The following is a 24185-nucleotide window of genomic DNA, read 5'->3' as shown; positions in this document are numbered from 1 at the left end:
TAGTGATTTACTTTATATATAAGACAAAAGATTTCTTATAATTAATATCTTCTTCTGTTTCTACCTCTTCTTCTTGCTCCTTTAGTAATTAAAGCGACAATTGCTAATATTAAAGCTGCAGCTATTGCAATTCCTAATATTCCACCCGCATAAAGAAGAATATTTCCTTTCATAACGTCCTTTGAGGAAAGAGTAGGGTAAAGATCGTATGTTTTAGTAGCATCTCTTTCTTTTAATACTAATTTTCCTATACTAGTATTCTTACTTAATTTACTTGCTTTTATATTATCAGAAAGCTGAAATTCAGTTTTTATTTCCGCTTTATTTACTTCATTTTCATAGTAGGTAGCATCTTCCTTTAAAGTAACTGGAACATTTACTTCTTTTTCTGGCCCAAAGAATATTAAAGGCTTATATTTTAGTGCAATTGTTTTAAGCTCAGTATCTGCCTTATAAAGAGGAGTCTTTTTAGCTGCATAGCTCCAGTTTATTATTTTGGCCATGTCATTGAAAACATATGTATCAGCAGCATCATAAATAGATTTTAAAACAACACCAATTAGTATTCTGCCGTCCTTATCGTAAACAGCTGTAAGGCATCTGCCAGCTTTTGCAGTGTAACCAGTTTTACCGCCTATGGCTACTGCATTAGAAGCAGGAACTTGGTCTAAATTAATACCTATTTTATCTGCAAAAGCGGTGTCAATCTTTTGACCAAGCAATTTATTTCTATTTTCTACGTAGGCAATGGCACCACTAGATACTTCAATTTTGTCCTTCTGAGTACCCATTACTTTTTTGACCCAAGGATTTTTAAAAGCTTCTTTTGTGATTATTCCTAGGTCATAAGCAGAAGTATAATGGTTGTCAATATTATTATCTAGTCCATTTGGAGTTACAAAATGAGTGTTTTTCAATCCTAGCTTTTGGATTTTATCATTCATCATATTTGCAAATTCTGCAGGACTACCAGCTAAATTATCTGCAATCATATAAGCTGAATCATTTGCTGAAAATAAAAGTAATGCCTTCATTACATCTTCAGCTGTCATTGTGTCATTAACTCTAAGCTTGCTTCTGCCTATAATGTTATATAAGGAATATTCAGGTTGATTATAGGCATTTTGTGTATATGTAAGCTTGTCGGTAGGTTTTTTGTTTTCTGCAAGTAACAATGCAGTTAATAGTTTAGTTGTACTTGCTGGATACATTGGAGATGCATCTATATCCTTTGCATATATTATTTCCCCTGTACTAGCATCAATAACAATTGCTGACTTACCGCTTATATTTGGTAAATCTGCATTAGCAGCGAAAACTGAAGTAGAAAAAGAAAATACGAAAAATAATGAAAGTAATAAAGTAGAAAATTTACGTCTCAAGATTCATCTCTCCCAATTTTTAAATTTTAGTTCTAGATTTAAATATGATTTTAGTATAACATTTTAGTATAATTAGAACAAGGTTTTTAAGGTGTCACTTTATTGACTTAAAGGTGACAATTAAAGTGTCTAATTAATTATACGGGGCACGGTCGAAAGGAGAATAGACTTGAAAAAAATAGAAATTGAAAGAGTAGAAAAAACATTTAAAAATAGAAGACCTAAGCCAATAGGCAGTTTTAGCAGAAGTGCTGTAATGATTCTATTAATGGAAGAAAAAGGAGAGATATATATTTTATTTGAAAGAAGGGCTTTGACTTTGAGAAGACAGCCTGGAGACATATCTCTACCTGGAGGAGCTATAGAAGAGGGGGAAACTCCTAGGGAAGCAGCAGTTAGAGAAACAATGGAAGAGTTGAATTTAAATAGAGAAGACATTGAAGTAATTGGGGATATGGATTATTTTGTTTCTCCTTATAATTCAATTATATTTCCGTTTATAGGTAAAATTAGATCTATGGAAATTTATCCAAATACAGAAGAAGTAGATCATTTATTTAAAGTACCTATTAAATTTTTTACTGATAATATACCATTAATTTATCCAGTAGAGTTGATTCCGAATTTTACGGAGGATTATCCATTTCATCTGATTTATGGAGGAAAGGATTATAAATTTTCCACAAGGAAGTACAATCAATATTTTTATATTTATGGAGATTACGTCATTTGGGGATTTACTGCACAGGTAATTAAAAGTTTTATAGAATTGCTTGAATAATTGATAGGATATTGGGGGCACATTATACTTGTAATTACTTTATATTATGAGGGATGTGCTTTTAATATGAAAAACTTAGGAAAAGGCAGATATAAAGCTTTTAAAATATTAATAATTGGAATATTAGTTTCTAACTTAATTTTATGTTATCCTGCTAAGGCTCTTGATAATAGTAATAATTTAATTGAAAATATACTAAAAAGTAATAGTCAGATTTTTGGAGAAATATTAAAAAATCCAGAAAAGTATGAAGTACAAATTATTTATACTCAAATAAGTAGGGATGAAAATAAAATACCTTCATTCATTACACACACCTATAGGGTAAACAAAGAGAAGTATTTTTATCCAGGTAGTTCAGTGAAGCTTTCAGCTTGTGCATTAGCTTTAGAAAAATTAAATAATCTTAATATAGATAAGGATACTCCACTTAAAATCGAAAAAGGAAGGCCTTCTCAAAGCTCAGTAAATTTTGATAGGAGTTCAGAAAATAAGCTTCCATCTATAGCACAGTATATTAAAAAAGTTTTAGTTGTAAGTGATAATGATGGATTTGATAGACTTTACGAGTTTTTAGGTCAAGAGTGCTATAATGAAACACTATGGAAAAAAGGGTATAAGGATACTTTAATTCTTCACAGACTTGGAAATCCAATGAATAACGAAGAAAATAAATATACAAATCCTATGACTTTTTATAAGGATAATAAGGAAATATATAAACAGCCTTTAGTGTATAATTTTAAAAATTATAGCAGTAATTTAAAGAATATTATAAAAGGTAAGGGGTATTATAGTGGTAAAAGTTTAATAGAAAATCCAAAGGATTTTTCAAAAAGTAATTATTTTTCTTTAGAAGCTTTGCACGGAATTCTAAAAGCGATAATATTTCCAGAGAATGTTGAAGAAAAACAAAGATTTAATTTAACTAAGGAAGATTACGAATTTCTAAGGAAGTACATGTCAATATATCCAAGGCAGTGTTCAAATCCTAAGTATAATTATAAAGATAGCCATGTAAAATATTTTATGTTTGGAGATTCAAATAAGCCGATTCCTGAAAACATTAAAATATATAATAAAATTGGATGTGCTTATGGATATTTGATAGATAATGCTTATATAACTGATGAGGAGAAGAATATAGAATTTATGCTTACTAGTGTAATTTATGTAAATGATAATGAGATTTTCAATGACAATAAATATGAATATGAAAAGATTGGCATGCCATTTTTATCAAGTCTTGGAAGAGTAATTTATGAATATGAATTGAAAGATAAAAAAATATAAGCTAACCCAGTTATGGATTAGCTTTTTTTGGTGACTTTCTTATGGAGGAGAAATATACTACAGAAATAACCTCAATAGCTAAGTATATAAAGAAATAAATCATTGAAATTAAGCCAGCCTTATAAAAAAATTTCAAATAAATAAAAACGCCTAAGGATACTATTGCCCAAAAAATTGATAGATTGGACATCATAGAATTTTTATACCGCCAGGTATCTGGGTCTTTCATGGTACCTATTATTTTATCCCTAGTAGAACTATTAGGGGTAGTTTTTACAACTAATGATTTAAAATATAAAAAAAATGCAAAAGCAATTAAAGACATAGATAAAAAAATATAAGAAAGAGAACTACTTGTAAAATACACTTATAACACCCCTTACTTTTTTAATAATAGTATTTCACTAAATGAGAACTATATGCTTTAAAAAGTTGATAAAAATATTGAGAGAGTCTAAAATATACTTAGAGTAATAAAATATGAGCTTAAATAAATATGTTTTAAGATTAATTTTATACGAGGGAGGTAGCATAATGAATATTGAAAAATGGCATAAATATACCTTAGGAGAAAAGGTAGTTGAAGCTTTAAAGAAAAATTGGTTCAATGCGGTATATTTAGAGAATAAAGAAGAAGCAGTAAAATATATTTTAGAAAATATAAAAGAGGGAGATAAAGTTGGATTTGGTGGTTCAGCTACTATTAAGGAACTAGGTATAGCTGAAGAAGCAAAAAAATTAGGGGCAATAGTGCTTGATCATGGTATGCCAAATTTGACAGCAGAAGAAAAAATGGAGATAAGGAGAGCACAATTAACTAGTGATTTATTTTTATGCAGTAGTAATGCAATTACATTAAATGGAGAGTTAGTAAATGTTGATGGAGCAGGAAATAGAGTGGCTGCTATGACCTTTGGTCCTAAAAAAGTAATAGTGGCTGTTGGTATAAATAAAATTTGTATAGATGAGAAAGCTGCTTTAGAAAGAATTAAGATGATAGCTGCCCCTATGAACAGTAAGAGATTAGGATTAAGTACTCCTTGTGCACAAACAGGAGTATGCATGGATTGTAAAAATGAAAGCAGAATATGTAGAAGTTATAATGTATTAAAGAAGAAACCTATGGCAACTGATTTGACGGTGTTAGTTATAGGAGAAAATATTGGATATTAATTCTTTATATTTATTAATTCAATCTCAAAACAAGGTTATAATTGAAAAAACTATTTAATTTTTACATTATATGGTATATAATATACTTACTAAATTTCGTACTAGGAGGTATATTTATGTCCAGTTGTCCATTTTTGTCAAATCACTTAAATGAAGTATCCTGCTTTCATGAGTGTGCATTTTATGAACATATAGAAACAAATGGTTTGTGCCCTTTTCGAGCACATATGAAGGACAAGGTACTTGAAGTAGGTTCATTTTATGAGTACGATTTATTCAGAAGTGAGGGTGCTCAACTATTGGAAGATTTATATGATGATAACCGATATTATAGAATTTTTAAAATGAAGAGCATTGTGTAAAAATTAAATACATAGTATAAGGGCTACATTGAAGTAGCCCTTTAATATTAGTAAATTATTCTTAATTATTCATATAAACTAGCATATTTATTAAGCAAATCGTGTTTTAAGTCCCAAAGCTGATTAGAAAGATCAACATAATAATTATGAGGATTTTCAAACCTCAGTACTTCTTCCCATAACTTGTTAGTTTCTGATTTTGCATATTCTTGAATTTCCTTTACACTTGGGCTTTCGTAGCAAGGAATACCTTTATCAAATATTTTTACCATTAATTCCTTTGCATAGTAATTGTTTAATTTTTTCTTTTTCCAAGTAAATACTGGATCAAATATTTCTAGAGGCTTACTATTATCTATTGTTTCGCTATTTAGACAAATTAAATCTGCGATAGCCTTATCAGTAGTTTTATCAAATAATCTATATATTTTCTTAAATCCAGGGTTTGTGATTTTTTCTTCGTTTTCACTTATTTTAATTTTAGCTATTATTTTACCCTTATGTTCAATAGCAACTAGCTTGTATACACCACCAAAAACCGGTTCGGATTTAGCAGTGATAAGTCTTTCACCAACACCAAAGCTATCAATTTTTGCCCCTTGGCTTAGAACATGAGTAATTATATGTTCATCTAAGGAATTAGATACGATTATTTTAACATCAGGATAGCCTGCTTCGTCAAGTAAAGTCCTGCATTTCTTTGTTAAATAAGTAATATCACCACTGTCAATTCTAATTCCCTTAGGCTTTACACCCATAGGTGTTAATATTTCATCAAATACCTTAATTGCATTTGGAATACCAGATTTTAATACATTATAGGTATCAACTAATAGAACACAATTATTAGGATAAGTTTCTGCCCAAGTTTTAAAAGCCTCGAATTCTGTTGGGAAAAGTTGTACCCAGCTGTGAGCCATTGTGCCAGAGGCAGGAACATTAAACATTTGTTCAGCTATTGTACATGCTGTTGAAGTGCACCCTCCAATAATAGCAGATCTTGCACCATAAATAGCACCATCATAACCTTGAGCACGTCTTGAACCAAATTCCATTACTGGTCTGCCATCAGCTGCTCTACAAATTCTATTAGCTTTTGTAGCTATTAATGTTTGGTGATTTATTGTTAGCAATATCATAGTTTCTACAAATTGTGCCTGCATAATTGGACCTCTAACGGTTACAAGAGGTTCTCCTGGAAATACTGGATTTCCCTCAGGTATTGCCCAAACATCACATTGAAATTTAAAGTTTCTTAAATATTCAAGAAACTTATCTGAAAAATAGTTCTTTGATTTTAAGTAATCGATATCTTCATCAGTAAATTTTAAGTTGGAGAGATATTCTATTAGTTGTTCAACTCCTGACATTATGCAATATCCTCCACCATCAGGAATTCTTCTAAAGAACATATCAAAATATGCAATAGTATCAGATAAATCTGATTCCAGATAGCCGTTGCCCATAGTTAATTCATAAAAGTCAACAAGCATAGTAAGATTTCTTCCGTTTTTAATATTAAACAAATTATTATCCATTGGTTTCCCCTTTTATTATCAAATTGTGTCGTTTTATATTAAAATAGTTATTATTATTTTAATACCATATTAAGATTATTACAACAATTATTATGTGTAAAAATAATCAAAAAAGTTTATAATGAATAAATAATATATTACCTAATAACCCTAGGAAAAGGTGAAATAATGATGAAGAATCTGAAAGATGAATTTTGCAGTTTGAGAGATTTAATAATAGAAAAGAGATATTGTAATTTAAATAATCAGCAAAAGGAAGCAGTGTTAAGCAATCAAGATAATTTGGCACTTATTGCTTGCCCTGGAGCTGGGAAAACTACTACACTAATTAATAGATTAGATTATTTAGTAAACTTCGGGAATACTTATAAATCAGATATTTACCCAGAAAATATTACAGAGGAAGACATATATTTATTAAAGGAATTTTTAAAGGATAATAGCTGTTGTAATACTAGATTAGAATATATCTTAAAATACAGAGCTGAAAACCCTGAAAATATTGTAGTAATAACTTTCACTAGAGCTGCAGCTTTGAACATGAAAAATAGATATAATGCTTTGAATAATTCAAATAGAAGAGCTCCATTTTTCGGGACGTTTCACGGACTTTTTTATAAAATTTTAAGTAGGCATTATAATAATATTAATATAATTAATACATCTGAAGCTTATAGAGTGATAAAAAGTATCTTAAGCTTATACTTAGATGAAGTAAGTGAAGATAAGATGAAAGAAATTCTAAACTATATTTCTCTATTCAAAACTAGTGGAGAAACCTTAGAGGAATTTTCTGTAGAAATAGATAAAGGAATATTTAAAGAATGTTATAAGGCTTATGAGGATTACAAATCAGAAAAAAATCTACTGGATTTTGATGATTTACAGATTAAGTGCAAAGAAATTTTTACAAAAAACCCTACCCTGCTAGAAGGGTATAGAAAAATATTTAAATATATTCTAGTGGACGAGTTTCAAGATTGTGACTTAATGCAAATTAGCATTTTAAAATTATTAAATGAAGGTAATTCGCTATTTGCCGTTGGAGATGAGGACCAGTGCATTTACAGCTTTAGAGGTGCAGAGCCAGAATGTTTAGTTAATTTTAGTGATCATTTTAAAAATGGTAAAAAGCTTTACTTGTCAATAAACTATAGATGCCCTAAAAGTGTAATAGAAATATCAAATAATTTAATAAAAAATAATCTTGTACGAAATGATAAGATAATGGAGTCATACAAAAATAGTGCACCAATTATAAATATATTTAATTATTTCAATGAAGGAAAACAGGCTGAAGGTATTACAACAAATATAGTAAAATTAATGGCTTCTTCTGCATATGAGTATGAAGATAATGCTGTTTTATATAGAACTAATGTAGAGTCTAGGAGCATTATTGATTCCTTTATAAGAAATAAAATTCCTTTTAGATTATTAGATAAGGAATACAACTTCTTTGAGCACTTTATATGCAAGGATATTTTGGCATATTTAAAGCTTAGTTTAGACGCAAATGACAGGGAAAGCTTTTTAAGAGTTATAAATAGACCCTTTAGATATATAAGCAAAATTAATATAGACAAGGTAAAGAAACATCCATTTAAAGAGGATTGTTTTGAGATTCTTAAGTCTATTGAAAGTATACCCGTTTTTCAATTAAAGACAATTGATAAAATTAAGAAGGATATTCAAAGCTTAAATAAAATGTCTTTAGCAGGAGCAATAAATTTTATATTAACAGGAATAGGATACTTTGATTACTTAAAGGAATACGGTACTAAATATAAAATGGACTTTAGTGAATTAGAGGAAATTGTGGAGGAGTTTATTGCATCTTCAGAAGGCTATACGAGTATAATTACTTTTCTTGCACATGTATCTGAAGTAGAGGAAAAGTTAATGGAAAATAAAGATATAAAAAAAGGAGTTATTTTAAGTACAATTCACGGAGTAAAAGGTATGGAGTTTAAAAATATATTCATTATAAACTGTAACGAAGAAATAATTCCTCATGGAAACAGCATAGAATCTAACTTAGAAGAGGAAAGAAGACTTTTCTACGTAGGAATTACCAGAGCAATTGAAAATCTAACCTTAAGCATTTCTAATGAAATCCGCGGTAAAAGCAAAGAAATTTCTAGGTTTATCAAGGAATGTAATCTGTCAGCAGAGATTCAAAGAGAATATAATGTAGGAGACTACATAATGCATAAGAGTTTTGGAAAAGGCAGAGTTGAGTTCTTTGACAGTAATAGAATTGAGATTAGCTTCGAGAATGAAATAAAAAGAAGTTTTGACCCAGTAATAGTAGTGAATAATGGGTTAATAAAAAAGATAGGGTAATATAAGTTATTAAGTAGTTTGTTGAATAAAGTAAAAGTATAATATATAATTTTAGTAAGCTCATATTGTAATAATATGAGCCTTTATATAGTGGTTATAAGAGGAGATAAAGTATGGTAAAACTTTTAGATATTAACCCAAAAGATATAATTTTTGCTTTAGATATTGGAACACGTTCAATTATAGGAACTGTTGGAGTAGTAAGAGATAAAAAGTTTCATGTTTTAAGTGAAAAATATTTAGAACATGAAGAAAGAGCTATGGTAGATGGTCAAATTCATGATGTTAGTCTAGTAGCAAGTACTGTAAGCACTGTAAAAAAGGATTTAGAGGAAGAGCTGGGCTTTAAGTTAAAAGAAGTATCTATTGCTGCAGCGGGAAGATTTTTAAGAACTGCTGAAGTAAAAGTTGAGATGGAAACAGATGAAGATAAAGAAATAGATAAAGATACTATAAGAAGCCTTGAACTTAATGCAGTAAAAAAAGCAGAAGAAGATATAAATAAACAAACTCAAGGAAAGCTTTATTGTGTTGGATATAGCGTAAAAAACTATTATTTAAATGGATACGTAATAGGAAATCTACTTTCACAAAAAGGAGAAAAAATAGCTGTAGAAGTAATTTCAACTTTCCTTCCTAGGTCAGTTGTGGATAGCCTTTATGCAGTAATGAATAAAGTATTTTTAACTGTAACAAATCTAACCTTGGAGCCTATAGCTGCAATAGAGGCTGTAGTTCCTAAAAAGCTAAGATTACTTAACATTGCCCTTGTTGATGTGGGTGCAGGAACTTCAGATATAGCTATAAGCAGCAATGAAAGTATAAGTGCTTATGGAATGGTACCTATGGCTGGAGATGAAGTAACAGAGGCAATTGTACAAGCGTATTTAGTTGACTTTATAACAGCTGAAAGAATGAAAAGGGAAATTAGCGTAAAAGAAAAAATATCTTATGTAGATATCTTAGGATTAGAAAATGAGGTTACCTCAGCTGAGCTTATAAAAATAACAAATCCAATTGTTGATAAAATCACAAAGGAAGTTGGGGATAAAATTATTGAGCTTAATGGTGGAAAATCCCCTAATGCAATATTTTTAGTAGGTGGTGGAGCACACACACCAAACTTTAAAGAGTTATTAGCTGAGAAGCTAAATTTACCTATTCAAAGAATTGCAATCAAAGGAAGAGATGCAGTTATTGACGCATCTAATTGTGATGAGAGTCTTGGCAGCACTGGAGTTACTGTACTTGGTATTGCAATAGTTGCAATAAAAAAATCGGGTAATGATTTTATAGATGTAATATTAAATAATGAAGTAATAAGTCTTTTTAATTCTCATAGACATACAGTAATGGATGTAATGGTGCAGGCATCTATAAACCACAAAATGCTTGTAGGGAAAAATGGCAAGAATATCAGGTTTACTCTTAATGGAATTAAGAGGGTTGCCTTCGGCACTTTGGCTCAAAATGCTGAAATTAAAGTAAACAATAAAATTTCAAGCATGGATACAGAAGTAAAAGAAGGAGACTCAATAAATATAATCTTCGCAAAGGATGGAAAGGATGCAGCTCCAAGAATAATAGATTTTGTAAAAAAGATATATTCTATAGGCTTTTACTTTAATGATATTATTCAAAACCTTGAGCCTGTGGCATTTATAAATAAAAAGATGATTTCACTTGAAGAATTAATAAAAGAAGATGAAGAGGTTGAGGTTGTATTTCCGTCTAAGCTTGGTGAATACTTGAAATATAATGATTTGATGAAAGAAAATACTACTTATTTCTTGAGAGATGAGCAGATTTCTGAAGAATATGTTATAAAAGAGGGAGATAGAATATATAGTAGAGTAGAGGAAAAAATGGATTCTCACGAAAGTATAGAAGCAGCTGAAGAGGAGAATTATATAAATGAGGAGTCTTCTCAAAGCAAAGAAGGAGTTACAAAAGAAGAAGCTGTTACAGAAAATCACAAAGGAATAAATGTAATAGTTAATGATGATAAAATATTATTAACAGGAAAGGATAAATATATATTTATTGATATTTTTAATTATATAAATTTTGATTTAACTAGTATAAGGGGAATCTTAAGATTAATATTAAATGGTGAAAAAGCAGGATATTATGATGAATTAAAAGAAGGAGATATTATTAAAGTATTTTGGGATAAATTTTAAGGGGGCTGTTTTTAATGAATTTCTTAAATAGGGCTAAGGATATACAAAATGAGTTAATAGATATAAGACGTGAATTTCATCAAAATCCTGAACTGGATTTTAATCTTTCTTGGACTGTTGTAAGAATAAAGAAGTTTCTAGAAGCAGAGGGGATTGAATACAAGGAAACTTCTCGTAATGGAATTTGTGGACTTATAAAAGGTAAAGGGGAAAAAACAATTGGAATTAGAGCAGATATTGATGCTCTTCCAATGGAAGATAAAAAGAGTTGTGAGTATTCTTCAAAAACAAAAGGAAGAATGCATGCTTGCGGACACGATGTGCATACTACAATTCTTTTAGGAGCAGCTAAAATATTAAATAGTATTAAAGAACAACTAAATGGAAATGTAAAACTGATTTTTGAACCTGCAGAAGAAACTACTGGCGGAGCAATACATATGGTTGAAGAAGGTGTTCTTGAAAATCCAAGAGTAGATGCTATTATTGGACTTCATGTGGAGCCTTACATTGAAGTTGGAAAGATAGGCATAAAAAGAGATGTTGTAAATGCAGCTTCTAATCCTTTTGATCTTAAGATTATAGGCAAAGGCGGCCATGGTGCATATCCTCATAGTAATATTGATCCAATAGTAATTTCCGCTAATGTTATTACAGCATTTCAGAATATTATTAGCAGAGAAATTCCACCAACTGATCCTGCAGTTATAAGCATTTGCACAATACATGGAGGAACTGCATCTAACATTATTCCAGATGAAGTTGAGCTATCAGGGATTATAAGAACAATGACCCTTGAGCATAGAGAATATGTAACAAGAAGATTTAAGGAGATTGCTGAAGGCATAAGCTCTTCCATGAGAGGCAGATGTGAAATAGATATTACTGAAGGATATCCTTGTCTTTACAATGATGATAATATGGTAGACGTATTAAAGAAATCAGCAGAAGAAGTTATTGGAGACGAGAATATAGTGAAGCTTCAAAAGCCAGCCATGGGAGTAGAAAGCTTTGCGTATTTTTCTTTAGAAAGACCCTCTGCATTTTACTTCTTAGGAATTAGGAATGAGAAAAAGGGAATAGTTAATCCTCTTCACAGCAATCTTTTTGACGTAGATGAAGATTGTATTCCAGTTGGTGTTGCAATTCAATGTGAAACAGCTTTTAATTTTTTAAATAACTAAATGTGTAAATTAAAATACTTTTTAAATAATTTACTATTGCATTGTAAACAATAACTTATTAGTATATAATTTTCAGTGTTGCGTCAAAGAGTCTTAATAATTAAGTAAGAGGCAATAGTATTTGGAGGTATATAATGAAAATAGAAATTGGGCAAAATGAAGCTGGACAGAGAGTGGATAAATTTTGCAGAAAGTGGCTAAGTGACGTTCCTTTAGGAGCTATCTTTAAAGGCATAAGAAAAGGGGATATTAAGGTTAATAATAAGAAGGTAAAAGGAGAATATTACTTAGTAGAAGGGGATTGCGTTGAGGCTAAGTATATTCAATCTATAAAAAAAGATCAACCAAAGCAATTTATCGAGGTAGATTTTAGTGCTTTAAAGGTTACCTATGAGGATGAAAATATATTAGTTGTAGAAAAGTGGCCTGGGGTACTGGTTCATTCTGATAAAGAAAATGGAGAAGCTACCTTGACGGATTATGTATTATCTTACCTTAAAGAGAAGGGTGACTATATACCTGAAAATGAAATAACCTTTACTCCAGCTCCTTGCAATAGATTAGATAGAAATACATCAGGCCTTGTTATTTTTGGTAAGAACTTTAAAAGTTTAAAGCTTGCAAATGAAATGATTAGAGAGAGAAAGATTAAGAAATATTACAATGCTTTAGTTAAAGGAAAATTAAATGAAGGATATTATGAAGCATTTATATTGAAAAATGAAGTAAATAATATCTCAGAGGTGTATACAGAAGAAAAACCCGAATCTAAGAAGATCGCTATGGAAGTAAAAGTTCTAGACACTGTAGGTTCTTATTCACTATTAGAATTGAATTTAATTACTGGAAGAAGTCATCAATTAAGAGCACATTTAGCTTTTTTGGGGAATCCTATAGTAGGAGATGACAAGTATGGAGATAGAAAGCTTAACAGTTTCTTTAATAATAAATATGGTTTAGAATTTCAATTTCTTTATGCGTATAAATTAGTTTTTAAAGATTGTCCTGAGGAACTTTCTTATTTAGAGAACAAAGTGGTTGTAGAAACATTACCGCCAATTTTTAAAAAGGTTAAAAAGGACGTTTTAAAATTTTAGGGGAGTTTTAGAATGAAAGAGCAGTCAACTACTAAAGGTTTTGCCATATTATCTGCAGCAGGGATAATTGTTAAATTATTATCCCTTTTATACATACCTTTTTTAAAATACATAATTACTTTAAATGGTTTTGGTATTTATCAAGCATCCTATAAAATTTATGTTTGGATTTATGTAATTGCAAACGCTGGTATACCAGCTGCTATTTCTAAGCTTGTTTCAGAATATATGGCTTTACAGGATTATAAGGATGCGGTTAAAAGCTTTAAAATTGCTAGATTTATGATGCTTATAATTGGTACTGTAATGAGTTTATTTATGTTCATATTTGCAGGTCCGCTTGCTCGTTTAATTGAATATGAAAATGCAAAGCTAGCAATTATGGCATTAGCTCCTACAATATTTTTTACGTCAATTGTGTCATCCTATAGGGGTTATTTTCAAGGAAGGGGCAATATGACTCCTACTGCAGTTTCACAAATATTAGAGCAAATAGTAAATACCATAGGTACTCTTGTATTTGCAGCAATGTTTATGAAATATGGAGTTGATGCAGGATGTGCCGGTGGAACACTAGGAACTTCTCTAGGATCATTAATTGCAGCTATATATTTGATAATTGTGTATGAAAAAAATAAAATAATTAGAGTTCCAAAGGGATACACTGAAAAAAATAAGATAAGAAAAACAAATAAGCAGTTAGTAATGAGAATAATTCAATATGGAGTTCCATTAGTAATATGCGTAGGACTTCAGTATTCTGGAGATATTATTGACCTTGCCATTGTTAAGAGAAGATTGTTGTATTCAGGTCTTACTGATTTTGAGAGTAATGAAAAGTTTGGTCTTTTTAGTATGTATAGAACCCTTTTAAGTGTTCCTATAACTTTAATTTCAGCCTTAGCAGCGTCTGTACTTCCCGCCATTTCAGGATCCTATTCTTTAAAAGATAAGGAGAGTGTGCAGTCAAAAATTAATTATGCTCTTAGATTTTGCTTTTTAGTTGCAGTTCCTTCAGCTGTTGGACTTGCAGTTTTAAACGATGGTATATTTGAACTTTTATTTAAAGAAAAGCAAGGTGGTGTAATGCTGCTTTATGGTTCAGTTGTACTTGTATTAAATTCAATAGTGCTAATACAAACCTCTATTTTACAAAGTATCGGAAAGCTTTATACTTCAACCTTGTTTATAATGCTAGGTGTCTTTGGGAAAATAATAACTAATTATATATTAGTAGGTATACCGAGCATTAATATAATAGGAGCTATCTTTGGAAATATGGTATTTTTCCTTATACCATTGATACTAAATTACAACCTAATAAATAGAAAGCTTAAAATTAAAATAAAATTATTTACTCACTTTAAAAAACCGTTTTTAGCTTCAGCATTAATGGGAATAGTTGTATATGGATTAAATTTAAGTTTAATAATAATACTATCAAAGTATTCAATCTCAGGATATGTTGCTAATGCTATAGCTACAGTAATTCCAATATTTATAGCTATATTTATTTACATATTAGGATTAGCAATTACAGGAGGAATTTCTCAAGAAGATTTAAAAGAGTTACCTTCAAAATTTACTAAGTTAATACCTAAAACAATTTTGAAACTAATAAAATAAGTGTTTATAAAAAAGACCTAGTTTTTAAAGCAACTAGGTCTTAACTTTATTTAAATATCTACTTACAAATAGCATGCTAAATAGAAAAAGGCTAAAGCCACAAACTAGCATAGTAATTGTTTTAAATTTGAAAAATGTGTCTGGAATTAAATTGTTCATAATGCTAAGCAAGAAATAAATTAACAGGCTTAGGAGTATATCTATAAAAAAGTTTTCTAAGGATAAATCTATATAGCATTTCTTTTTTATATCCTGTAAATTGATAATTACACTGGTTAGGGAGGTTATCATTAAGCTTAAACCGTAGCCTAAAATATTTATGCTTGGTATAGAAGTAAGTACATAAAGTAAAATAAGTTCTTCTACAGCAACAATAATTGAATTTCTTAGCAACACACCTTGTCTGCCAAGACCATTTAGTATGCTGAAGGTAGTAGCTGATAAATAGGTAAAAGGAGCTGAGAGCGCCGCAAACTTTATATAAGTTCCTAAATCATCTCTTCCGAAAAATAGCTTACCTAGTGAATTTGGCATACTAAAGCATATGATTAAGGTTGCAATACCTAATAATAAGGATAACCTCAATACCTGATGAATTCTCTCTTCTAAATTAATATAGTCTTTCTTTTCTATGCTTTCCGCAATGTCTGGAATTAGAACAATAGATATGGAAAAAATAATTACTAGAGGAAACATAATTATTGATAATGCCATACCAGAGAATTTTCCTATCATTCCTAGAGAAGTACTGTGGTCAAATCCTGCCAATAGTAAACGTCTTGGTAGGATTAAAGTTGATACAGTAGAAATTGAAGTAGTTAAAAAACCATTAATACACAATGGAACTGACATAACCAATATATCAAACAGCAGCTGATGACTGCTTTCAGAAGGATAATTAAGTTCAATGTTATGTATATCTCTAGATTTATAGATTCTATAGAAAACATAAAGTAATATAAAACTAGCAATTTCGCCGGCAGCTAAGGCTCCATAAACTGCAGTTACAGTATTTTCAATTTCTTTTACAGGCATTATTTTAATTATATATACTGTAACAAATATTCTGATAATTTTCTCAAAAATATCTATAATTGCTGGAGTATTTACATTTGAAGTCCCATAAAAGTAACCTTTAATTATTGAGGATAGGGCTACAAATACTAGAGCAATGCAAACTAATATCAAGCTATTTATACTTCTAGCATCTTTAATAATGCTTAAGCTAATATATTTTGAATTTAATAGGACAAAAGAGGCAATAATTAATGCCCAGATCAAATCAAAAACTATGGTTACATAAATGGATTTATGTAAATTATTGTAATCCTTTTTAGCTAAAAAAGAGGAGGCTTGCTTTGATATTGCTGTCATCATTCCACCACAAACAAGGCAGGAAAATAAATCATATATAGGCATAATCAAAGCAAAAAGCCCCATTCCTTCAGCACCTAATTCTCTAGATAATATTATTGAAAAAACAAATTTTAAAATGTTCATCGTTGAATTTGAAAGAGTCAACATTAAAGAATTCCTAAAAAATTTATCTTTTTTCAATTAAGTCCTGCTCCTTATAATTAATAACAATAATAATTATGAAAATAAAATTAATTATATTCTAAAATTGTCAAATTTAAAAATCAACTGCTTATACAATCTGTTGTTGTAAAAAATGTACACAACAAAATGGACAAGCATTCATATAATGTTATGGGGAAACCCGATAACAATTAAAGGACAAGCATATGGTTAAAACATTTGATAATAAAACTACCAAGGAAGTAATTGAAGAAGTAAAGAATGAGAAAGGAAATAATAGTTTAAAAAGAGGGGTAAGTTATATGGAAAGATATAGAAGATCAAAGTTGAAATGTACAGGCAGTGCAAATGCTTTTGCTGAGGGGGATACTTTTAGCCAGAGTGAAACAGAGCTTAATAAAGATTCAGCTGCAGCTTTTGCAAGGGCACAAGGGTCGGAGTTTGCACTTTCAGCATCTTTAAGCATTTTAAAATGTAAATGTGAGAAGAAACACTGCTGTGATGACTGGTGTTTTTAATTCTAATAATAAATTAAATTAAGGAGTGGCTGTATCTTGAATAGATTAAAAACTAATCTAAATAAAAATGAAGAAATGATAACAAAGAAAATAGAAAATTTAAAAGGAAAAATTCAGCAACTAACTAATGAAATTAAAATAGAAATTGAAAAGTTAAATAAAGAAGATGCAAAAGATTTGGCACAGTCTAAAGTAGAAAATAAGAATTCAGAAAATAAGGATGCAAGGGGCAGGGAGGCTAACTGTGTTAGTGGTGCCGGTGCATCAGGAAGTGGTGATATTATAAATATTTCCGTCAGTGCTAGTGATAATTTAGCAACGTATTTTGCTTTAACTATTAATTTTGGAGAAGGAAGTGCACAAGCAAGCGGAAGCGCAGGAAGTGAATGTCATTGCAATGGAGCTCCAGAAAGAGGAATTTATAGCATTGCTGAAATAGATGGAGTATTAGAGAAGTTTAAAAATGAAGAAATAGTAATTGAAGATAAGGTATTAAAAGCTTATGAAGCAAACAGTGAAATCTTAAATCTAATAAAAGCTAAGGTAAGGGAAGTAAAAGAAAACGCAGTTGAAATTATGAAATTACAAAAGCAAATGGCTTTACTAAAACAAAGTGAAGAAGAAGCAGATAGATATCCTTACAAAAGCAGAAATTCATGGGTAAATTCAAATGATGTTAAACCTCAATGTTTTGGAATATCAGTAGCAATTGCCTTTGGAGATGACGAAAGTGAAACTGAAACAGAAGTGGAAGAAAATTCTGCACAATCTGCTGCTAGTGCAACTGGTGATTTTATAGCTATAGTTTTTGGGTTTACTTTTTTAAAATGCAAATGTAAGAGATGTGGATGTTAGTTAGAATTTAATTAATAGCTACAAAAGTGTATATTGCTTCCCAAGGAGGGATTACTCCCTCCTTGGGAAGCTTATAAAAATAGTGTTATTTACTGACCATTTGCTTTGAGGATATTTTGCTGGTGAGTTGGATTAAGCTCATTAGAAACATGGCTTGTACTATTATAAAAATACATATCAAAATGTCCGTTAATTCCATTTTGCTCGTACATATCTGTAGTAGAATGAGGCATACCTGTAACGCTTACAGCCATTTTATAATAAGTGCCACCTTGAGTAAAGGTAAGCAGCATAGGTCTCATGGCAGACCAAGACCAGGTAGGATAAATTTGTTTCATTTTATCTGAATCTGAAAAGGTTAAAGGAACTATATCAGAGTGGTTTGAGCCACCGTAATATTTCATTTGAAAACTAATGCCTGTATATAAATCTGTTAAAGTACCCTTTTCACCAACAGTAAATAATCTTCTCCCGTTTTCCCATGTATAGATATCACCAAAATTATTATTCAATCTTGCTTTATACATAGTTATACCAACTGGCTTTACAATTTGTGTAGAGTTAACTGGTACAGTAATAGTTTGACCAGGCATGAAAACTGGTTCTGCAAGCATATTACTTTTTACTATTGCATCCATGGAAGTGTTAAATTTCTGAGCTACTCCCCAAACTGTATCCCCAGCTGCAACTGTATAATTTACTGTTTGTACTTGAGAAGTTTGTATAGTAGAAGCTAGTGGGATGCGAAGAACTTGTCCAATATAAATTGTTGTAGAAGCCAAATTATTAAATTTTAAAATATTATCTACAGTAGTATTAAATTTTACTGATATTTTCCATAGAGTATCTCCTGAAATTACTGTGTAAGATGTATATCTATTATCTTCAATCTTTAGAGTTTGTCCAACATAAATATAATTAGTTGATGTTAGATTATTTAAAGAAGTTATTTTATCTACAGTGGTATTATAGGCTTGAGAAATTTTCCACAAAGAATCACCGCTCTTTACCGAATAATCAATAATTGTGGAAGCTTTTACGATTGAAGAATTGCACGCAAGAAGTAGCCCAGTTAGAATGAATGTAAACCTTTTCAGCTTCATTTTTAAATCCCCCTTTAATACTGCATTATTTATGTTTGATAAATTAATTCTACTTACTATTATCCATAAATATCACATAAAGTAATTAGGAGATTGGAGGAAACAGAGGAAATTATATTTAGAAAATGACAAAATACTAATTTTCTATTAAAATGAATTATGAGGTGAAAAAAATGAATGGACTAAAATGTGTAATTTGTGGGATGAATATAAATGATAAAAATTATAATTTAAATAACTATGCTTTTTTTAATACAAATTCAAAAGAAGAGATTTTGTACTGCCCTTTTTGTGGAGCCGGAAAAAAATATTTAATTGAAGAAGAATCTATTGAAATAAGAAATATTCTATTAGATGAATATACAAAAAAAGTATTAGAAAATGCAATGAAGCTTGAAACCTTTAATGGAGATTTTTATTCAGAGGCAGCTCAAATGGCTAAAGATGAAAGGACATCAAAAATATTTAGAGATTTAAGTAAAATTGAATACATGCATGCTAGAGTACATAAAAGTTTAGGTGGTTTTAAGGAAAGCCCGAAGTTAATAAAAGTTGATTACAGCAAATATAATAATGACGAGTTACTTTTTAAATTGGCAAAGCAAAAAGAAGAACATGCTGTTGCTTTCTATAATAAATATTATTCTAATGTATGTAGTGATTATATAAGAGAAATTTTTGAAGCTCTTATAGAAGTTGAAGAAGAACATATAGAATTAACTTCATTTTAAAATCTTACAATTATATATATTATTTTATTCATAACCTTTTATCTATTGAAATATATCTTTAGATAAGAGGAATTTTTTTTGGAGGAATTATGAAAAAATTTTTTATAGCTATACTTATAATTGTAGTTTTTACTATTATTATTGCTTTTTTCGAAAAATATAAAATTAAAGAGCCTAATATACAATTAAAAGATAAAAATGTTACTGAGAAAATATTATTTAAAGGATTAATAGGGGCAGTAGATTTTTCGTCAGATGAAGAGGGGAATTTTTATATAGCCTATAATAATAGAATTCAATTCATTGATAGTTTAGGAAAGAGTTATAATATATTTTATGATAGAAAAATGAATATAACTAGTATAGAATATTATAATAAGAAGATATATTTTGCCAGTGGAAATTCTATTTACACTTATGATTTACATAAAAAGATAAATACAGAGATAATAAATAATCTTCCTAATTTCGGTGATTACAGTAAAAGTTTAATAAAAATTAATAAAGATTATTTATATATAACCATAGGTGCTGCCACTAATTCTGGTGTTGTTGGTTTAGATAATAATTGGATTAAAGAATATCCTTTTAGCCATGATATTTCTCCATTTAAAATAACTCTAAAAGGAAGGAATTTTAATGGAGACAAAACAGGTTCTTTTACAAGCTACAACACAAAAAATATTGCTGGACAGATTGTTTCTGGACATTTTCCAGGAAATGCTTCAATTATAATATATAACTTACAAAATGGAGTTACTGCAACCTTTGCTTGGGGCATTAGAAATGTAAAGGGATTTGATTTTGACAGTAGGGGTAGATTGATAGCTTCTGTTGGGGGGATGGAAGACAGAGGGTTAAGAGGCATAAAAGGTGATACTGACTATATTTACGTAATTAATTCAAAAGGGTGGTATGGATGGCCTGATTATAGTGGTGGAGATCCAATTAATTCACCAAGATTTAAGGATAGTAGTAATAATACAGTAGGTTTTATTATGGACAATCACCCCACTACTAATCCAAGTGCTCCAATTTATATTCATAATAGTGTATCTTCTTTAAAAAGTATAGCCATTGATACTAGTGGTCAGTTAGGGGAAGCAGATACAATTTATTTTTATGATGAAAAGGAAAGAAAAATATATTCTTTAAATGCAAAAGGAGTTTTAAATGAAAAAATAGAATTTAATATTAATAGTAAAATTTCTAGTATTAAATATTTAAAAAATCAAATTATAGTATTAGATGCTAATAAGGGTGCAATATATTCTTTGGGGAAAAATGAATAGTAAACTACAAAGAAAAATTGAGTTTTGGAGATGAAATAATCTTATGAAGACAAAAACTGAAAGGGTATTTGGAAAAACAGCTAGAAAATTTATGATAATTATAAATCCTATAAAAAAATTACTAATAAATACTCACTGTCTTGCTCACAGATATATTAATCATAAAGCTTTTGAATTATTAAAAAAAGAAGGATTTATAGATGAATATAATTGTTTGAGTAAATATATAAACAATATAGATGCTGGAGCGACTTGGGCAGATCAAGATTTTAAAAGCACTAATCATTTTTACCATTTCAGTGAAAGAAAAGGACTGTATGGTTTTTCTAATGCATTAACTGAGTGCCAAAGTTATTATGAGTTATCTTTAAAATACTTAGAATTAGGTGACTTACCATTAAGTTGTTTTTATTTTGGAGCAGCATGTCATTTAATTCAGGATACAACAGTTCCTCATCATGTTAATAACAAACTTTTAAAAAACCACAGGAAGTTTGAACTTTGGATAATTGAAAAAATTTTACTCGGACATCATTTTGAAGCGAAAAAAGGCATAAAAAGATTTAACAGTATAAAAGAATACATTGATAATAATGCAACAATTGCAAATCAAGCTTATTATAAGTATTGCAATATAAAAAATAGAGAAGATAGATATTTGAAAGTAGCATGTATGATTATCCAGGAAGCTCAAATTTCTACAGCTGGATTCATGATAGACTACTGCAAACACTTAAAAAGAAAAGTTGAATGTTAAATATAAAACAATAAGAAAAGGAATTTACAATATTTCTTCCATTAATTGGAGGAAATATTTTTTTATTGTAGAAGTTTATTATCAAGAGAATAGTATAGGGGAGGAACAAATTGTGCAGAAGGAAATAATTCTAAATTTGATAGAACAAAAATTTAATGGAAATATTTTAGACATTGGCTTCTTTAATTATGGAATAGTTTATAATATAATTAAGAATACCCAAGATTCTTATTCTTTAGAATATTTTCATAATGAAAGTAAAAACATAAATATAGATGAAAATTTCTATGACAGCAGTGTGCTGTTTTTCTCATTTAGTGAAATATTATTTAAAGTTAATAGAAGAAACCTTTTGCTAAAAATATATGATGGATTAAAAGAAGAAGGAATTTTACATATATGGGATAAAAATAAGGGTTTCGGTAAGACATATAATAATAAGTTGAAGATACTTCTTCCACAGGGAAAGATTAAGGAAATAATCATAAAGGATTATAATATTTTTAAGGATGTTTCTAATAAAAGCGCAAAAAATCTATTATGCAATAAATTTGATATAATTGAAGAAATAGATGAAGGTGAAATATATTATATTAAGGCACAGAAGAGAAGGAGAAAAAATAATGAAGAAACTAAAGGTAGTTCTAGTGGGGATTAATTCCAAATATACCCATTTAAATTTAGCTATAAGATATTTAAAAGCTTACACTAAAGATTTAGACTTTCAATGTACTATTAGGGAATTTTCTGTAAATGATAGGATGGAAAAGCTATTAGAAGAAATTATTTCTGAAAATCCTGAAATAATTGGTTTTTCTTGTTATATATGGAATAAGGAAATTGTTAAGAGCTTATCGGAGCTAATAAAGATAGTTAATAATAATATAGAAATTATTTATGGAGGACCAGAAGTAAGTTTTAATGGAAGTGAATTTTTAGAAGAAAGCAGAGGAGATTTTTTAATAGAAGGCGAAGGAGAGGAAGTCTTTAAGGATTTTATTCAATATAAGATATACGAAAAAGAAAAAAAACCTACATATTATAATGGGATAAATTTAGATGAAATTAAAGGTTTATATTATAAAAAAAATGGGGAAATATATTATGGGGGCAAGAAAAAAAATATGGATATAAATGATGTAATTTTCCCTTACATATATGAGGAAGATTTAGATAATAAAATAGTTTATTATGAGGCATCCAGAGGATGTCCTTATGGATGTAAATATTGTCTTTCATCTGTTGATAGGAATTTAAGATTTAGAGATATAGAAATGGTAAAAAAAGAATTAAAAATTCTTATGGATAAAAAGGTTAGGCTAGTAAAGTTTGTTGATAGAACTTTCAATTGTAACGAAAAGTTTTCAATAGAAATATGGGAATTTCTAATAAATCAAAATACGGATACAAGATTTCACTTTGAAATTTCTGCTAATATTTTAACAAGTAAGCAGGTTAAAATTTTATCAAAAGCGCCTAAGGGAAGACTTCAATTTGAAGTTGGCGTTCAAACCACAAATAATGAAATTCTGCACAATATTAATAGAAGTGCTGATTTTAAAAATGTAGAATCAAAAGTAAGAAAGATTAAGGCATTAAAAAATATAAGCCAGCATCTAGATTTAATTGCTGGGCTGCCAGGAGAAGATTTTAATTCTTTTAAAAAATCTTTTAACGAAGTATTTGCCATTGAGCCTGAAGAAATTCAGCTTGGGTTTTTAAAAATTTTAAAAGGATCTCCAATGGAATCGGAAAAAGAAAAATGGGGAATGAAGAATTCACCTTATCCGCCATATGAGATATTAAAAACAAAAGACATATCCTATGAAGAATTATTGACTCTGAAAAAAGTAGAAGCTATGGTAGACAAATATTATAATTCAAATAAGTTTTCTAGTATTTTAAAGTATTTTAATTTAAAATTTCAAGACTACTTTGAATTCTATAGAGAGCTTGGAGTATTTTTTCATGAAAAAGGATATTTTGATAGAAATATATCATCAGCTGATTATTATAAAGTATTTTTGGAATTCAATAGTGAGAAACTAAAGGAAGATAATTTTGCTCTAAGGGAGATAATAAAGTATGATTATCTGATGTTTAATAAAAAGAGATGGCTTCCTGACTTTTTAGAAAGAGATTTAGATAAAAAATGGAAAAAATTGATTATTGATAAGGTATCATCCTGCAATAATCTGAATATTAATAAAAGTAAGATTCATATAGAAAAATTCAGTATTGATATTTTATTATTTATCAAGGATGGAGATGTAGCAAGGGATAATAGGTATATAGCTTTTTCAGAAGAAAATAATTGTGAAGTGCAAGATGTTACAAAAATAATTTCACAATAGAGGTTTAAGATATTTTGAGTATAGTTTATAAATAGAGTGAATTTTCAAGAAAAATAGTGCTAAATGTATCA

The 24185-nt window shown here is 29.2% G+C and carries 21 protein-coding genes; 16 read left to right on the top strand and 5 right to left on the bottom strand.

The features are described from left to right. Positions 1-41: 41 nt before the first annotated feature. On the bottom strand, positions 42-1382 hold the full coding sequence (locus CLHOM_RS00280) for a D-alanyl-D-alanine carboxypeptidase family protein (RefSeq protein ID WP_052219673.1): 1341 nt from the start codon (positions 1380-1382) through the stop codon (positions 42-44). A 169-nt stretch (positions 1383-1551) separates the two neighbouring features. On the opposite strand from CLHOM_RS00280, the gene CLHOM_RS00275 reads away from it, so the two are divergent. Next, a complete protein-coding gene (locus tag CLHOM_RS00275) occupies positions 1552-2163 on the top strand; it encodes an NUDIX hydrolase (protein WP_052219672.1) in 612 nt (203 codons plus the stop codon). Between the two features lie 66 nt (positions 2164-2229). Then, complete coding sequence (locus CLHOM_RS00270) at positions 2230-3456, top strand: serine hydrolase (RefSeq protein ID WP_074782811.1); 1227 nt, start codon at positions 2230-2232, stop codon at positions 3454-3456. A 10-nt stretch (positions 3457-3466) separates the two neighbouring features. Here CLHOM_RS00270 and CLHOM_RS00265 read toward each other — a convergent pair whose 3' ends face one another. After that, positions 3467-3823: a hypothetical protein gene (locus CLHOM_RS00265; protein WP_052219671.1), complete on the bottom strand. Its 357-nt coding sequence runs from the start codon at positions 3821-3823 to the stop codon at positions 3467-3469. Between the two features lie 164 nt (positions 3824-3987). On the opposite strand from CLHOM_RS00265, the gene CLHOM_RS00260 reads away from it, so the two are divergent. Together CLHOM_RS00260 and CLHOM_RS00255 are read left to right on the top strand one after the other, a co-directional pair. Continuing rightward, positions 3988-4629 carry a lactate utilization protein gene (locus CLHOM_RS00260; RefSeq protein ID WP_082204324.1) on the top strand — a complete coding sequence of 214 codons (642 nt, stop codon included), beginning with the start codon at positions 3988-3990 and terminating at the stop codon, positions 4627-4629. Positions 4630-4745: 116 nt separating this feature from the next. After that, entirely contained in the window at positions 4746-4991 is a 246-nt protein-coding gene (locus CLHOM_RS00255) for a hypothetical protein (protein ID WP_052219669.1), read from the top strand. A 65-nt stretch (positions 4992-5056) separates the two neighbouring features. Here the strand turns inward: CLHOM_RS00255 and CLHOM_RS00250 are convergent, their stop codons facing one another. After that, positions 5057-6529, bottom strand: a complete 1473-nt coding sequence (locus CLHOM_RS00250; RefSeq protein WP_052219668.1) for a nicotinate phosphoribosyltransferase — start codon at positions 6527-6529, stop codon at positions 5057-5059. A 171-nt stretch (positions 6530-6700) separates the two neighbouring features. On the opposite strand from CLHOM_RS00250, the gene CLHOM_RS00245 reads away from it, so the two are divergent. From CLHOM_RS00245 to CLHOM_RS00225, 5 genes are all read left to right on the top strand, one after another. Then, a complete protein-coding gene (locus tag CLHOM_RS00245) occupies positions 6701-8875 on the top strand; it encodes an ATP-dependent helicase (protein WP_423230619.1) in 2175 nt (724 codons plus the stop codon). Between the two features lie 113 nt (positions 8876-8988). Further along, a complete protein-coding gene (locus CLHOM_RS00240) occupies positions 8989-11058 on the top strand; it encodes a cell division protein FtsA (RefSeq protein ID WP_052219666.1) in 2070 nt (689 codons plus the stop codon). A 14-nt stretch (positions 11059-11072) separates the two neighbouring features. After that, positions 11073-12242, top strand: coding sequence for a M20 metallopeptidase family protein (locus tag CLHOM_RS00235; protein ID WP_052219665.1), 1170 nt, complete (start codon positions 11073-11075; stop codon positions 12240-12242). 134 nt (positions 12243-12376) lie between these two features. Further along, on the top strand, positions 12377-13339 hold the full coding sequence (locus CLHOM_RS00230; protein WP_052219664.1) for an RluA family pseudouridine synthase: 963 nt from the start codon (positions 12377-12379) through the stop codon (positions 13337-13339). 12 nt (positions 13340-13351) lie between these two features. Then, positions 13352-14965: a putative polysaccharide biosynthesis protein gene (locus CLHOM_RS00225; RefSeq protein WP_052219663.1), complete on the top strand. Its 1614-nt coding sequence runs from the start codon at positions 13352-13354 to the stop codon at positions 14963-14965. A 33-nt stretch (positions 14966-14998) separates the two neighbouring features. Here the strand turns inward: CLHOM_RS00225 and spoVB are convergent, their stop codons facing one another. Further along, positions 14999-16522 carry a stage V sporulation protein B gene (gene spoVB, locus CLHOM_RS00220; RefSeq protein ID WP_074782813.1) on the bottom strand — a complete coding sequence of 508 codons (1524 nt, stop codon included), beginning with the start codon at positions 16520-16522 and terminating at the stop codon, positions 14999-15001. Positions 16523-16710: 188 nt separating this feature from the next. Between spoVB and CLHOM_RS00215 the strand changes: the two genes are divergently transcribed. Continuing rightward, entirely contained in the window at positions 16711-17022 is a 312-nt protein-coding gene (locus tag CLHOM_RS00215; RefSeq protein WP_052219662.1) for a hypothetical protein, read from the top strand. Between the two features lie 36 nt (positions 17023-17058). Beyond that, positions 17059-17877 (top strand): hypothetical protein, encoded by an 819-nt coding sequence (locus tag CLHOM_RS00210; RefSeq protein ID WP_052219661.1) that lies wholly within the window; start codon positions 17059-17061, stop codon positions 17875-17877. A gap of 89 nt (positions 17878-17966) precedes the next feature. On the opposite strand, the gene CLHOM_RS00205 is transcribed toward CLHOM_RS00210, so the two are convergent. Beyond that, positions 17967-18980, bottom strand: a complete 1014-nt coding sequence (locus tag CLHOM_RS00205; protein WP_052219660.1) for a LysM peptidoglycan-binding domain-containing protein — start codon at positions 18978-18980, stop codon at positions 17967-17969. A gap of 173 nt (positions 18981-19153) precedes the next feature. Here CLHOM_RS00205 and CLHOM_RS00200 point away from each other — a divergent pair, with 173 nt between their 5' ends. From CLHOM_RS00200 to CLHOM_RS00180, 5 genes are all read left to right on the top strand, one after another. Beyond that, positions 19154-19711 (top strand): ferritin family protein, encoded by a 558-nt coding sequence (locus CLHOM_RS00200; protein WP_052219659.1) that lies wholly within the window; start codon positions 19154-19156, stop codon positions 19709-19711. Positions 19712-19800: 89 nt separating this feature from the next. Beyond that, positions 19801-21003, top strand: a complete 1203-nt coding sequence (locus tag CLHOM_RS00195; RefSeq protein ID WP_052219658.1) for a PQQ-dependent sugar dehydrogenase family protein — start codon at positions 19801-19803, stop codon at positions 21001-21003. A gap of 43 nt (positions 21004-21046) precedes the next feature. After that, positions 21047-21760, top strand: a complete 714-nt coding sequence (locus tag CLHOM_RS00190; protein WP_052219657.1) for a zinc dependent phospholipase C family protein — start codon at positions 21047-21049, stop codon at positions 21758-21760. A 112-nt stretch (positions 21761-21872) separates the two neighbouring features. Then, positions 21873-22418: a hypothetical protein gene (locus tag CLHOM_RS00185; protein ID WP_074782815.1), complete on the top strand. Its 546-nt coding sequence runs from the start codon at positions 21873-21875 to the stop codon at positions 22416-22418. Beyond that, a complete protein-coding gene (locus CLHOM_RS00180) occupies positions 22384-24114 on the top strand; it encodes a B12-binding domain-containing radical SAM protein (RefSeq protein ID WP_052219656.1) in 1731 nt (576 codons plus the stop codon). The genes CLHOM_RS00185 and CLHOM_RS00180 overlap by 35 nt, the downstream gene beginning before the upstream one ends. The last annotated feature ends 71 nt before the right edge of the window (positions 24115-24185 follow it).

This window comes from Clostridium homopropionicum DSM 5847, assembly GCF_001263795.1.
Taxonomy (GTDB): Bacteria; Bacillota; Clostridia; order Clostridiales; family Clostridiaceae; genus Clostridium_H; species Clostridium_H homopropionicum.
The sequence above is the reverse complement of the archived record's forward strand: the minus strand, read 5'-3'. Positions and strand labels throughout refer to the sequence as shown.